This is a genomic window from Bacillus sp. JJ1773 (assembly GCF_036962035.1).
In the GTDB taxonomy this organism is placed as follows: Bacteria; Bacillota; Bacilli; order Bacillales; family Cytobacillaceae; genus Cytobacillus.
On record NZ_JBALNX010000033.1, the window covers coordinates 42,814 to 56,559 of the forward strand.

15 protein-coding genes are annotated in these 13,746 nt (G+C 40.8%); 6 read left to right on the plus strand and 9 right to left on the minus strand.

Annotated elements, in window-relative coordinates; translation table 11 throughout:
- Positions 1-2: 2 nt before the first annotated feature.
- A complete protein-coding gene (locus tag V7127_RS08820) occupies positions 3-719 on the minus strand; it encodes a Crp/Fnr family transcriptional regulator (RefSeq protein WP_335344713.1) in 717 nt (238 codons plus the stop codon).
- Between the two features lie 206 nt (positions 720-925).
- Here V7127_RS08820 and V7127_RS08825 point away from each other — a divergent pair, with 206 nt between their 5' ends.
- The 3 genes from V7127_RS08825 (at position 926) to V7127_RS08835 (ending at position 3,408) form a co-directional block, all read left to right on the plus strand.
- Positions 926-1,651, plus strand: coding sequence for an ABC transporter ATP-binding protein (locus tag V7127_RS08825; RefSeq protein ID WP_335344714.1), 726 nt, complete (start codon positions 926-928; stop codon positions 1,649-1,651).
- Complete coding sequence (locus tag V7127_RS08830) at positions 1,648-2,676, plus strand: ABC transporter permease (protein WP_335344715.1); 1,029 nt, start codon at positions 1,648-1,650, stop codon at positions 2,674-2,676. Before V7127_RS08825 ends, V7127_RS08830 begins: the two co-directional genes overlap by 4 nt.
- Before the next feature lie 84 nt (positions 2,677-2,760).
- On the plus strand, positions 2,761-3,408 hold the full coding sequence (locus tag V7127_RS08835; RefSeq protein ID WP_335353810.1) for a TetR/AcrR family transcriptional regulator: 648 nt from the start codon (positions 2,761-2,763) through the stop codon (positions 3,406-3,408).
- A 157-nt stretch (positions 3,409-3,565) separates the two neighbouring features.
- On the opposite strand, the gene V7127_RS08840 is transcribed toward V7127_RS08835, so the two are convergent.
- Both V7127_RS08840 and V7127_RS08845 read right to left on the minus strand, forming a co-directional pair.
- Positions 3,566-3,931, minus strand: coding sequence for a general stress protein (locus V7127_RS08840; RefSeq protein WP_335344716.1), 366 nt, complete (start codon positions 3,929-3,931; stop codon positions 3,566-3,568).
- A gap of 54 nt (positions 3,932-3,985) precedes the next feature.
- The gene (locus V7127_RS08845; protein ID WP_335484974.1) at positions 3,986-4,147 is read right to left on the minus strand and encodes a hypothetical protein; all 162 of its coding nucleotides are present in this window, start codon (positions 4,145-4,147) and stop codon (positions 3,986-3,988) included.
- 252 nt (positions 4,148-4,399) lie between these two features.
- Here V7127_RS08845 and V7127_RS08850 point away from each other — a divergent pair, with 252 nt between their 5' ends.
- On the plus strand, positions 4,400-4,672 hold the full coding sequence (locus tag V7127_RS08850) for a hypothetical protein (protein ID WP_335344718.1): 273 nt from the start codon (positions 4,400-4,402) through the stop codon (positions 4,670-4,672).
- 30 nt (positions 4,673-4,702) lie between these two features.
- On the opposite strand, the gene V7127_RS08855 is transcribed toward V7127_RS08850, so the two are convergent.
- Together V7127_RS08855 and V7127_RS08860 are read right to left on the minus strand one after the other, a co-directional pair.
- A complete protein-coding gene (locus V7127_RS08855; protein WP_335344719.1) occupies positions 4,703-5,773 on the minus strand; it encodes a PQQ-dependent sugar dehydrogenase in 1,071 nt (356 codons plus the stop codon).
- Between the two features lie 79 nt (positions 5,774-5,852).
- Positions 5,853-6,509, minus strand: a complete 657-nt coding sequence (locus V7127_RS08860; protein ID WP_335484977.1) for a DNA alkylation repair protein — start codon at positions 6,507-6,509, stop codon at positions 5,853-5,855.
- A 154-nt stretch (positions 6,510-6,663) separates the two neighbouring features.
- On the opposite strand from V7127_RS08860, the gene V7127_RS08865 reads away from it, so the two are divergent.
- Together V7127_RS08865 and V7127_RS08870 are read left to right on the plus strand one after the other, a co-directional pair.
- Positions 6,664-7,440 carry a MerR family transcriptional regulator gene (locus V7127_RS08865; RefSeq protein ID WP_335484980.1) on the plus strand — a complete coding sequence of 259 codons (777 nt, stop codon included), beginning with the start codon at positions 6,664-6,666 and terminating at the stop codon, positions 7,438-7,440.
- A complete protein-coding gene (locus tag V7127_RS08870) occupies positions 7,418-9,172 on the plus strand; it encodes an ABC transporter ATP-binding protein (protein ID WP_335484983.1) in 1,755 nt (584 codons plus the stop codon). The genes V7127_RS08865 and V7127_RS08870 overlap by 23 nt, the downstream gene beginning before the upstream one ends.
- Before the next feature lie 253 nt (positions 9,173-9,425).
- Here V7127_RS08870 and V7127_RS08875 read toward each other — a convergent pair whose 3' ends face one another.
- The 4 genes from V7127_RS08875 to V7127_RS08890 all read right to left on the minus strand — a co-directional run bounded on the left by V7127_RS08875 (position 9,426) and on the right by V7127_RS08890 (position 13,507).
- Entirely contained in the window at positions 9,426-9,905 is a 480-nt protein-coding gene (locus tag V7127_RS08875; protein WP_335353805.1) for a hypothetical protein, read from the minus strand.
- Positions 9,906-10,053: 148 nt separating this feature from the next.
- Positions 10,054-11,151, minus strand: a complete 1,098-nt coding sequence (locus V7127_RS08880) for a PRK06851 family protein (protein WP_335353806.1) — start codon at positions 11,149-11,151, stop codon at positions 10,054-10,056.
- Between the two features lie 167 nt (positions 11,152-11,318).
- Positions 11,319-11,798 (minus strand): Cys-tRNA(Pro) deacylase, encoded by a 480-nt coding sequence (gene ybaK / locus V7127_RS08885; protein ID WP_335484986.1) that lies wholly within the window; start codon positions 11,796-11,798, stop codon positions 11,319-11,321.
- Positions 11,799-11,833: 35 nt separating this feature from the next.
- Positions 11,834-13,507 carry a glycoside hydrolase family 13 protein gene (locus V7127_RS08890; RefSeq protein ID WP_335484989.1) on the minus strand — a complete coding sequence of 558 codons (1,674 nt, stop codon included), beginning with the start codon at positions 13,505-13,507 and terminating at the stop codon, positions 11,834-11,836.
- Between the last annotated feature and the right edge of the window lie 239 nt (positions 13,508-13,746).

Here is a 13,746-nt window from a genome sequence, read left to right on the forward strand (position 1 = left end):
TATTAGAGTTTATGATGAAAAAGGGAGCAAAAGCGGCACCAATCCGTAATTATAATGTTTTTCCCGCTAATTTCGAGAAGTCCATCCTTTTTTAGCTTAGAAAAAACCCGGCTGACACTTTCTCTCGTTGTTCCAACTAAGGTTGAGAATTCTTGTACGGTTATCGGAAGCTCAATATGCATTCGGTTACAATGATTGGCACCAAACTTTTCAGCCAAACGTTCTAATGCCCGCACCGTTTTCATATACACATCCAGTAAAGCAACATCCCGTAGAATCGAAGTAAAATCACGCAGCTGCACACTCATATAGCGAATCATCTGAACCGCCAACTCCGGGGAAACCAGAAACTCTTGCTCCAAGTCTTCCGTTTTCAAAAAATACACTTCTCCGTCCTGAATCATGGTCGCGGTTGCTGGATAGCAAGTTCCCTCCTCATTAAATAAGCATGCCTCAGCGAAGACCTCTCCCTTCTTCTTTATACAAGTGATCATCTCATTCCCTTGATCGTCCTGCTTTGTTAATTTGACAATGCCTGAATGAACAAAGAATATTCCTTCTGCTTTATCATATTCGGAAATAACTTTTTCCCCTTTTTTATAAGGTTTTTTACTAATTCTTTTATGAAGCAGCTGGTAGGATTCTTTTGGGAGATCTTTAAATATCTCAATTTTTTCTAAAAAATGTTCAATATCAGACTGACGCACTGAACTGCTCATACCGAAACACCTCCTCCATGTTACTCTACTTAACATTCTATCGAGATTGCTTCTTGCAGAGTGTGATTAATTTCACACTCTGATATGCATATTCAATATTTAATTAAGATTAGTAAAAAATGAGTGATTACTCACTTTACAAATTCCGGTATTTTTCATACACTAATAATGAGTGATTACTCACTTTAAAAAGAGAGGTGTCGACAGTGGAAAATAATATTGTTTCAATTCGCCATGTGTCTAAAGCTTTTGGTAAACACGAAGTACTGAAAAACATCAGCTTAGAGATCGCTTCGGGAGAGATTTTTGGCCTTCTTGGCCCTTCTGGCGCCGGAAAAACGACATTAGTTAAACAGCTGGTCGGACTTGATCTCCCAACGGATGGTGAAAACTTCATTTTTCAAAAGAAAATGCCTAATCTCAAGCTCATTGAAAAAATTGGGTATATGGCCCAGTCGGATGCTCTATATGGAGAGCTTTCCGCAAAGGAAAATCTTGAATTCTTCGCAGCCCTCTACGGTTTAAAAGGGGGAAAGCGAAAGGAACGGATGCGTGAGGTCATGGAAACCGTCTCCCTTTCTGAACATGTAAATAAGCTAGTTTCTGCCTATTCTGGCGGAATGAAACGCCGCCTCTCGCTGGCAATTTCCCTTTTACACGAGCCGAAGCTGCTTATTCTTGACGAACCGACAGTCGGTATTGATCCTGTCTTAAGAAAGAGCATTTGGGAAGCTTTTTATAAGCTGAAGGATGCGGGCACAACGATTATTGTTACAACCCATGTGATGGATGAAGCAGAGAAATGTGACCGGCTCGGCATGATCCGAGATGGGAAGCTCATTGCTGTTGGCACCCCTGAAGAATTGAAGGAAAAAACAAATTCCCATAATATCGAAGAAGCTTTCCTTGTGTATGGAGGTGCTGAAGGATGAGAATTTCCGCATTAGTTATTCGAATTCTACGCCAAATCATCCGTGATAAACGGACAATGGCTCTATTAATCTTTGCTCCCATTCTTGTCCTTTCCATGCTCTATTTAGTTTTTAATGGAACTGATTATGAGCCGAAAATTGGTTTAGTAGATGTACCTGAGCAAATAGCAGATCAGCTAGATTTAGATCATGCTGATGTTACGCAATATGACTCTATTCAAAAAGCTGAGAAGGATTTAGCAGATAAAAAATTAGATGGATATATCCTGTTTGAGAATCAGCAGCCTGCTGTATTCCTTGAAGGAAGTGATCCAGGTGCAAACGGCTCTGTATTAAAATGGCTGCAGGATGCACTAAAGCCTTTACAGCAAGGAGGGCCACAAAAGGCGGCAGAGGTGCATTATTTATATGGTTCTAGTGATATGGGGCAATTTGATTACTACGGTCCGATTCTCTTAGGATATTTCGTCTTCTTCTTCGTATTCCTTATAGCCGGTGTCTCCTTTTTGCGCGAAAGAACGACAGGAACGCTGGAAAGGTTATTATCAAGTCCTTTGAGAAAATGGGAAATTGTCATGGGATATGTGATCGGTTTTGGAATATTTACAATGATCCAGGCCGCCGTTATTGCATGGTATTCCATCTATGTACTAGGCATGTTGATGGAGGGCATCTTCATCTACGTCCTGATCATCACCTTACTCGTTTCCCTAACAGCCTTAACATTGGGAACTTTATTATCATCCTTTGCCAATAATGAGCTGCAAATGATTCAATTTATCCCGCTCGTGATTGTTCCGCAGCTGTTCTTTTCCGGTTTATTTAACCCTGACACCATTTCGAAGTGGCTCAGCTGGATTGGTCCTTTGACCCCTCTTTATTATGCGAATGAGGCGCTGCGAAATGTCATGATCAGAGGCTTTGGCTTGGATATGATTTATCAGGACTTACTAATGTTGGCTGGATTTTCCTTGCTATTTATGATACTTAATGTTGCTGCACTAAGAAAATACCGAAGGATTTGAACAATCTGTTGTTTATTTCCTTCCTCATCTGAACTTCATTTATAATGAAATGATCAGGATGAGTGTAAAAAGGAGTTGTTCATCATAGCTGAACAGGATTTATTGATTACCCAGCTTTTCGACAATGAAGAAGAGTTAACAGATAAGCAGAAAAGAATTATCATCGCCGCCATCGAATCATTTTCTGAAAAAGGCTATGCCGCTACCTCAACGAGTGAAATTGCTAAAAAAGCGGGAGTCGCTGAAGGTACGATTTTCAGGCACTATAAAACAAAAAAAGATTTGTTATTAGGCATTGTCGCTCCTACTATGGCCAAATTGCTGGCCCCATTTGTCATTAAGGACTTGAATAAGGTGTTGGATACGAAATATGAGAGGTTTGAAGATTTTCTTAGAGCGATGATAGAAAATCGCGTGATCTTTTTAAAGAAAAACCTGCCTCTCTTAAAAATAGTAATCCAGGAAATCCCTTTTCACCCTGAGCTGAAGGAGCAATTTTTCGAGCATATTGCCAAGAAGGTCTTTGACCGCTATATAAAAGTAACAGAATACTATCAGGAAAAGGGCCAAATTATTGAGATCCTGCCCCAGCAGGTTATTCGGTTAACCGTTACTACCATTATTGGCTACCTTTTCAGCAGATACATCCTATTTCCAGATTCCCAATGGAACGATGAAGAGGAAATTGAACTAACCATTCAATTTCTCATGCGCGGGCTAGCACCAAATTAAAATTTGGGGCTAGTCAATGTCCGCTGTCAGTGGACAAACTAACATGTCAATCTATAAAAAAGAGAATTGTCCTCTCTGATATGATAAACAGAAAAGGACAATTCTCTTTTCATTTATAACTCAATTTGGCAAACTTCTGCTATATGCCTAGTAAACGTTAACTATTAAAAAGCACACTGCCAATCGTACGTTGGTCCTCCTGAACAAACAACAGGATTTTTCCACGGTCCAGTTTCATTTCGTACACATCTGCTTCCTCCTTGGAAAGCCCCATCTCTTGTATTTTATTACGGAGAGTTTCCCCTTTGCCTTCAAACAAATTCTTTACAGCTGTCCCCACACCTTCTTCCTTTATACCAATCGTATTAATACCTAATTGCCTTGCTATTTCATCCGTCCGACTCTTTTCATGAGCCAACACATACATATCATCTGGCTGGACTCCACTGAATTCAAATGCTTTAACCTCATTTAAGACTTGAACCACATCATTACATTCTCGAACGATTAATTTTGTATTCATCGAATTCCCTCCATTAAAATTTATTAAGCAGCCTCGAATTTCCCCAAATAACCTTTACATCGGAAGATCGTGCAGATAGAATTGGTTCTTTTTTCTCCTGCTCAACATTCTTTTCATCATTCTTCGCGCAGGGGGAGATTCTTGATCAACCACACTGCCTAACAGATAGTTAGACATTCCCATTGTCAAAATTTCAGTAATAAAACGATTATTCATTTTCTTACCTCCCTTTAGTTTGACGTAAGAGCCTGCCTTTTCGGTTGCTCACTGCAACCTTGCTTAATGTGTACCACCGTATATGAAATCTAAAACTATTATTTTCGTATTTAATATTTTTGTAACGAGAATGAAAAGAGAGATTACTAGATTTCATGTTTTGATAGAAAAGCTGAAGGGTATACATATGATAAATAACAGGAGGTGAAATGAAGCAGGATCAAATCCAAAATTTTAAGAGGAGGAGTTACTATGAGACAAGCCTTACGTATGACATCCGTAATGGCGGCAGGAGCTGGTGTATCAGCTGCTGCGATATGGTTATCTTCTAAACCCAATAGATTAAAAGCCGGAAATGTACTAAGAGACTGGAAGCGAAAAATCAAACCATCTCCATTAGATAAAAGTAAAATTCTCCCGATTGAGAAGGCGGGAAACCCTCACCCACAAGATATTGAGGACAATAAAATGGTCGATGAGGGAGCCTTGTATTCGGTCAAGTATTATAATCAAAAAATGCAATAAAAGGTTGGGCCTCAGGCCCCAACCTTTTTTTTATTGAGATGACAACGGGATTCGATATAATTTATCATCCCTCTCTAGCGGATTTCCGCGGCCATCCGTATTATTGCTAATAAAATAGAGGGTATTGTCCTTGATGATCACATCCCGTATTCGCCCAAGACCTGTAATGATTTCGCGCTGCTCTCCCGTTTGCAGATTAAATTCTATTACAGCATTTCCTCTTAATGCCGAAACATAAAGGTTTCCGTTAGCAAACGCCATGCCCGAGGGCGCCCATGTATGGTTGGCCCCAGAGGTAAATAACGGTGACTCCATACCCGCTCTTTTCTCTGTCCCTTTGATGAGTGGCCATCCGTAATTTTTTCCGGCCTGTATTAAATTAATTTCATCATTGGCTGAAGGTCCATGCTCACTTTCATAAAGTGCACCATCTGCAGTCCAAGCAAGACCTTGAGGATTGCGATGTCCATAGCTATATACGTAGGAATTCGGAAATGGGTTATCATTTGGGATAGAGCCGTCCAAATTCATTCTTAAGATTTTTCCACCTAAGGAGCCGAGATCCTGAGCGATTTCCGGATTCGTTGCGGCATCCCCTGTTGTCGCATACAGTTTGCCATCCGGCCCGATTTTCAGCCTGCCACCGTGATGAAATTGTCCGCTCGGTATTTTATCTAAGAGCAGGCGCTTTTCCTGCCAAACATTGTTCTTAAGCTGGAGCACGACAATTCGGTTAAACTGACCACTCTGATCCGTGTAGGTGTAATAGGCAAAGGCCTCATTTGTTTGTAAAAAGTCTGGTGAAAGCACGAGTCCTAAAAGTCCTGCTTCTGCAGCCGTAGCAAGCGGTTTTTCGAATACAACCTTTTGCCGCTCCGAACTCCCCTCTTCCACCTTCACAATGGCCCCAGGCCTTTCCGATAAATAAAAGCTATTGCCAATCTGAGAAATCGACCACGGAATTTGCAGCTCATCTGCCACAACTTGAGGTGCTGTTACTGGAATACTCGCTTCCTGGTCCTCAACATCCTTCTTCTCTTCATTGGAACATCCGATCATGATCATACATGCTAGAAATATTATCGATACGATACGAATCATTTCAATCCTCCCTTCGAACACAATGCTTTTCATTACCCAGTTTCGGCTTTTACCGAATGCCTAAACGCTTTTTCAGTCCTTAAATATATTTACTTCCTTCCCTAACACTTAAGCTAGCAAGCGTAGTCGATTCGATAAATGCCTTTACAGATTCCGGATTCGTTTTTGAGTACTCCCTTAAAGCCCAGCCAATCGCTTTTTGAATAAAAAACTCCTTACTGTCTTTATTATGCTCGATGTAGCGATATAAGAGCTTTTCATCTGTTTGATTTTTATATTTTAGCTGAAAAAGAATAGCGGTTCTTCGCAGCCAGAGGTGATCCCCATAAGCCCAGCCCTCAATAGTTTCAGCAATTACCTCCGGATGCTTTTCAGCTATTGCCCCCACGGCTTTTGATGCGAGCAAATCAACCGTATCCCACCATGGCTTTGTTGTAATTAATTGCTCTATCAATGAGAGATGCTGCTTGTCCAGCTGTTTCAAACATCTCTCTAAATAATCCATAGCAGCATATTGATATTCTCGTTCTTCTTTCTCCCATAAAGCTAAGACAAATTCTGGCTGAAAGTCTTGCTTTAGCAGCCCACTTTCCTGAAAAAATTGCCTAACTAATCCTTTCCGATCAGGCGACTTAATCCCGAGAAAAAGAAAATGGTTTTTCATATAGGCTTCCATTGGGCCGGCTTTCTCCGGATCCCTGTTCTGTTCAAAAAGTTCAACTAATAATTGGATCATTTTTATTTACCTCAAGTTCTTTTTACTAATATTGTAGCTTATTCATTCAGAAAGAAAACAGCACAACCCCACTTTATAAAAGTTTATACTTGCTTCTTACGTAACGTTAGGTTTTATGATAGAGATAGAAATTATTGGAGGGGGAATCAACCACATGTCTGCTAACTATTCAATCGGTCAATTTGCCAAAAAAACAGGTTCGACAGTAAGGACTCTGCATTACTATGATGAAATTAGCTTGTTAAAGCCCACCCTAATAACCGAATCTGGCAGGAGATTTTATTCTGACGAGGATTTAATTAAACTGCAAAAAATCGTTTCACTCAAATATTTAGGCTATTCCCTTGAGAAGATCAGTGAGTTTATTCATTTGCAGGATTGGAGTTTAAAAGACTCTCTAACCTTTCAAAAAAGTGAAATGCTGCAAAAGAAACAGCAGCTCGAAAACGTTATTCGGGCACTCGATCATGCCCTGCATATGATGGACAAAAATGAAGAGGTCGATTCTTCCATTTTTATTTCCCTAATTAAAAATATTCAAATGGAAAACGAGCACAAGGAATGGATGAAAGAAATTATCCAGGAAGAGAAGGTTGAGAAAATGTATAGTATTCCTGAGGAAAAGCAGCTTGAAATGAATCAGAAAACACTTGTTGTTTTTTCCGAACTAAAGGAGCTATATGGACTAGATCCTGCAAGCGAACAAGTTCAAGGGCTAATAGGAGATTATATGGAATTAGTGAAAGAACTCACAGGGGACGACCATAATCTCGTTCAAGACCTTCTTGATAGCGGGGTCGAAATAGAGGATGATCCCGTCCTGTTTCACTCCCCTTTTTCAGCCGAGGAGGAAAAGTGGCTTACAAAAGCGCTGGAAATATATTTAAAGGAAATGGGGTTTGAATTCAATGAAAGTTCGGGGAAAGAGTAATAGCCAAGTTACCACAAATTGGAGATCCTTTTCGCAGTTATTAAAAGAAGCAAAGCCTCCGAAGTTGATTTTCATCGTAGCAATTGTCCTAAGCCTAATCGAAACAGGGGCCGGTCTAATCGTTCCCCTTTTTACAAAGTCACTCGTTGACCAGCTGGCAGCATCGGCGCTGGAAACATCTTTAATCATTTTTCTGGCAGCGGCCTTTATTGTCCAGACGATTTCTTCCGGATTTTCATTTTATTTTATGACCTACATCGGGGAGGCGATTGTCGCTTCCATTCGCAAGCGGCTATGGGAGCAAATTTTACTTCTCCCCATCCCCTTTTTCGATAAACATCAATCGGGAGATACGATGAGCCGGGTTACACAGGATACGAATATAGTAAAAAATTTAATTACCCAGCATTTAATCACCTTTTTAACTGGGCTCATTTCGATTATCGGGGCAATCGCTATCCTTCTAATGATCGATTGGAAAATGACATTGATCATGATTATTTCTGTCCCGCTTTCCATCGGGCTCATTATGCCTTTAGGTCAAAAAATGTATAAAATTTCTAAAGCTACCCAAGATGAAATGGCCGACTTTTCCGCAAATCTTGGACGTGTTCTTACTGATATTCGTCTCGTTAAGTCCTACCATGCGGAAAACGCTGAAAAGATCCGCGGGGAAAAAGGGATTAAGCACCTTTTCCAATTTGGCCTTAGGGAGGCAAAGATACAAGCTATTATCTCACCTTTTATGACCTTTATTATGATGCTTGTCCTTGTCATCCTAATTGGCTACGGAGGAGTTAGAGTTGCATCAGGAGAATTATCAGCAGGATCCCTCGTTGCTATTATTATTTACATGTTCCAAATTGTCGTGCCGTTTACCCAAATGGCCTCATTTTTTACAGCTTTTCAGAAAGCAATTGGGGCTACTGAGCGTATACAGGGAATTCTTGCTCTTGAGAAAGAACCGTCTGAACAGAATTTAATTGTAAAAGACCCGGCCCAAGATATATATTTTTCAAATCTATCTTTCTCTTATAATGAAAATCCTATCCTCAAGAATATTCATTTAACCATACCCGCTGGAAAAACAACTGCTATTGTTGGACCGAGCGGAGGTGGAAAGACTACCCTTTTTGCCTTGCTTGAGCGCTTTTATGAGCCTAATAGCGGGGAAATTCTGCTCGTTGACACAAATATTAATGAATTCAACCTTCTTTCCTGGAGAAGCCAGATTAGCTATGTCTCACAGGAAAGCCCGCTTATGTCTGGCACGATTAAAGACAATATTGTTTATGGATTAGAGAAGGGAGTTTCTGATCAAGAACTGAAGGAAGCCGCTGAGCTTGCCCACGCAGCAGAATTTATTAATCAGCTGCCAGACGGCTATGAAACGGAGGTAGGAGAAAGAGGGATTAAGCTTTCCGGTGGTCAAAGACAAAGGATTGCCATTGCCAGAGCCATCATTCGAAATCCGAAAATCTTTCTCCTTGACGAAGCAACTTCTAATTTAGATAGTACATCCGAGCACTTCGTCCAGAATGCCCTTAAGAACCTGATGGCCAACCGAACTACTTTAGTTATTGCCCATCGTTTATCAACGATTATCGATGCTGATCAAATTGCCGTTATGGATGCTGGAACGATCACAGGCACCGGAACACATGCGGAATTGCTGCAATCCCACCCTCTATACCGGGAGCTTGCTGAACAGCAGCTTGAATACTCGGAGTAATAAAGAATGGGATGGCCTTACTTATATAGGGCTGCCCTTTTTCTTATTCCAATTTAGGAGCTAACCATCTTTCAACCATTGGGACAAACTGTTCACCGATATATCAATCCGTCCAAATGATCGTTCTAGCAGTGCATATTATTTTCTAATTGAAAAGACGGACCAGCGAAGGTCCGTCTTTATAGCTGCTTAACTATCCTCTCCATGCGCACAGTATTAATTAACTGCCCGCAGAAGGTACCTGGCACCGATTTTAGAAGCATTGGAAGGAGCGGACGCTGCGCAGGTCTGTTCCGAAGTATACCCAGCGATTGCGTCTCCAACGCCAGCCGGCAACTGAATCCCTTCCGACAAAGACTGGATAGAACCAGAAGCTCCGGCCATTATGAAGCCACATATAAGTAAAACGGAATAAACATCTTCTAATTGCTCCTGGATCCACTGCAAAGGTAGTTGCTTGCTGCATTTGCGGTGTGAAGGCTGGCGGCGGTGATGATGGAGGGCCCCCTTGCTGTCCGCCACCTGTTGGCTGACCTGGCGAGAATCCTGGCTGGCCTGGAGGAAATCCTGGTTGCTGACCCGGTGGGAATCCTGGTTGGCCCGGCTGGAAACCTCCTGGGGGTCCAAATCCCCCGCCCGGAAATATTCTGTCATAAATAGCATTCTGCTCTACATTCAAGGGAAATGAATAGGGATAGTAGCTGTAATCCATAAATTTTGTATCTCCTCTCATTTTACATTCCTTCTAATGTATGCAAAACGCCTACTTTGGGTGTTTGACTGTTTATAAGAATCTTTTGGAAGGTTCGTTCACTTGTGTGTGGGCCGTGTCTTTAATGAAAAAATATAAAAAATCAAATAAACTATTAACCTTGCATCTATTAATTTCTTTCAGACATTTGCAGAATTTCAGCCCTGATATCATTCCGCATCCGGTCAACCATTTTAAAATCCATGGCCCCAATATAAATTTTTTCTAATTCCTCACGCTGTGCTTTTGCCTGAGCTAAATAAGAAATGGCCTCTTTCATTTTCGCCTTATATTGCTGGCTAATTTCTTTGATTTGCTCAGCAAAAATTTCATCCGTACCTGGAGAGACGATGATTTCATACGTATCAATAATTGCATCTCCCGCCCGGTCCGGAAAGTATTCGTGTGGACTGGTGCTGTCGAAGATCGCCAGACCCAGCTCGCGAAAGATCAGCATATCAAGACTGTGCGGGTCAAATCCGCAATGATAAATTTCTAGATCGAATCCTCGTTCTTCTGCAACTTTAGCTAATTTTTTTAGCATCGTAGACTTTCCTGTGCCCGCACGGCCTTTAACAAAATATCGTTTAGGAATGCCCTCTGTCAGGTTTTGGACAAAATCAACCGCCCCTATCGGTGTTGCTGCACCGAGGAAGCGATGCTTAACATTGGAAGCCTTATTTAATTGCATATTCCCAAAGAATTCCTTCAATAGCTTATTTGTAAGCTGATCCGCTTTCGCAAAATCCATATTCTCTATATAAACATTTTCCCATTTATCATGAATTTTGAGCGCTTCTGCCAATTTGCTATAAGCCATTTCAAAGGAACCGCTGACTCGCTCATTGATTTGCATAATTTCCTCTTTTTGCTCTGATAAAGCCTTCGAATCCCAGGCCTCACCTAGGTTGACATACTTCTCCACGGCACCTGGGGCCTTTGGTTCAATGACATGAGGGGCTGTTCCATCGACAATTCCCACCTTCAAAGCGGGAATAATGACACCATCAATCGAATTATTGTCCGATGAGCAATGGATATACTCTAGATCATATCCCTTCTCTGCCCATTCCGAACCCATGGCTTTCATAAGAGAGGACTTTCCCGTTCCAGGACCGCCTTTTAAGATGAATAATCGTTCAAGTCCTTGCAGGTTAGACTCAAACAAGCTGTAAAAACCACGTGCTGTATTTCCGCCGCCAAAGTAATTTAAAATTTTTCCAGCCACAATTACACGTCCTTTCCCGTTCATTTGCCTGAATTGTTTTTCACCTTTACCATATGCAAATGGGGATTGATGGGTGAATGCCTACTTAGTAGTGGAAAAAAATTCCTAAATACCTCTTTAAAAAAACCACAGCTCCAAGTCTGTGGTAAATAATCCATTAAATGTGTTCAATCTTTACAAATATCCTTCAACTGAGCTTGTATGACCTGAATCAGGTCCTCCATTCTAACTTCAATCTGAATGCCAATTTTCCCGCCGCTCACAATGATGGACTGAAGCTCTGATGCCTGAATATCAATAAAGCTTGGATATTGCTTTTTCATGCCAACTGGTGAGCAACCGCCACGGATATAGCCTGTTAGCGTCTGAATATCCTTGACCGCAATCATTTCGATTTTCTTCTCTCCTGCTGCCTTGGCGGCTTTCTTTAAATCTAGCTCAGCCTCGACCGGAATAATAAACACATAAATTTGTTTGCTAGTTCCATGTGCTACCAGTGTTTTATAAACTTCTCTTGGCTCTCTATTGATTTTCTGCGCTACTGAGACACCGTCAATTTTTCCATCCTGATTGTCATAGGTGATTAATTCATATTTCACTTTTTTCGAATCGAGAATGCGCATGGCATTCGTTTTCCCTTGTGCCATCATCGTGCTCCTTACGAGGTTTTTCCTTTATTTTATCACGTAACGGAATGAAATTTATATACTCGAGCTTCATAAGGATTAAAAGAAAACATGGACTGTAAGCTGTGTTTTTCCACTGAATAATTATTTAAAAGAAGCTGGTCTGAGCTTAGGCTCCATTCATTTAACTGAAACTTCGCCTGCCGACCGGACAAATTTGTGAGAACCACAGCTTTTTCACCCTTAAATGTCCGTGTATAGGCAAAAATTTGTTTATTCTCCTCCAAAATTAGATCATATTGACCATAACTAAATACTTCATGTTGTTTCTTCAATTGAATCATTTTTCTATAAAAAGAAAGAACCGACCCTTCATCCCGAAGCTGTGTTTCCACATTCAATTCTTTATTATTCGGATTTACCTTCATCCATGGAGATACGGTGCTAAATCCAGCATGTTCTTCCGCTGACCACTGCATAGGTGTTCGGCTATTATCACGAGAGGAGGCCCAAATGATTTTCATGATTTCCTGATTCTTTAGTCCTTCGCTTTGTTTCTTTATATAGAGGTTTTTCGTTGCCACATCATCATAATCATCAATGGAAGAGAAGCAAACATTCGTCATGCCGATTTCCTGCCCTTGATATATAAACGGTGTCCCTTTCATGAAAAAATACATTGCTCCAAAGGCTGTCGCACTCTCACGCCAATATTTCCCGTCATCCCCCCAGGTTGAAACGACACGAGGTTTATCGTGATTTTCAATAAATAAAGCATTCCATCCATTCGACTCCAAGCCTTTTTGCCATTTAGTCAGCACCTTTTTCAATTCAATGATATCTAGCTCTGTGTCCTTATCTTCCGGGTCCCAAAGACCGAGATGCTCAAATTGAAAAATCATATCCATGACGCCCTGCTTTTGTCCAACCCAAAGCCCTGCATCCTCCACCGTCACTCCATTTGCTTCCCCAACTGTCATCACATCTGTATTTCCGTAGGTCCTTTCTTTAAACTCCTTCAATAACGGATGAATGCCCTTTTGGTTCAAATGCATCGGGAAAGACGAGACATACTTTAATTTCTTTGGATTAGGCAAATTAGGTAAACCCGCTCGCTTTTTAATATGGCTAATCGCATCGATCCGAAAGCCGTCAATCCCTTTCTGAATCCACCAATTAACGATTTCATACAAAGCTTTGCGAACTTCCCCATTCTCCCAGTTTAAATCCGGCTGCTTAACTGAAAAAATGTGGAGATAATATTGCTTTGTCTTCTCATCATATTCCCATGCCGAATCGCCAAAAATACTTTCCCAGTTATTCGGCTCACGCCCATTTTTCCCGTCACGCCAAATATACCAATCTCTCTTTGGGTGATCCTTTGAGAACCTAGATTCAATAAACCATGGATGCTCATCACTTGTATGATTTAGAACAAGATCAATGATTAACTTCATGCCCCGTTTGTGTACCTCTTCAAGAAGCTGATCGAAATTCTTCATTGTTCCGAAGTCTTCCATAACATCCTGATAATCTGAAATATCATAGCCATTATCGTCATTTGGCGATTTAAACATCGGGCAAATCCAGACGGCATCCACGCCTAATTCCTGGATATAGTCCAACCTTTGAATGATTCCTTGAAGATCACCAATTCCATCTCCATTCGAATCTTGGAAGCTTCGCGGATAGATTTGATAGACTACCGCTTCTTTCCACCATATCTTCATTCAACAGCATCCTCTCTGTTCATATTTTATCCAAGAGAGTTATATAACAAATTTGAACCGGCAAATAGCAAAATAATAGCATATTGTAACCCCTTCTTAACCTTTTATTCTTTGATATAAGCTATGATTTAGAGAGGCATGAAATAAATTCCTTTTAACATCATTTCCCAGATGACCAGACATATATTTTTATATAAAAATCCCCTTACCTATTGTATTGAAAAAATCTAGGTTTATGA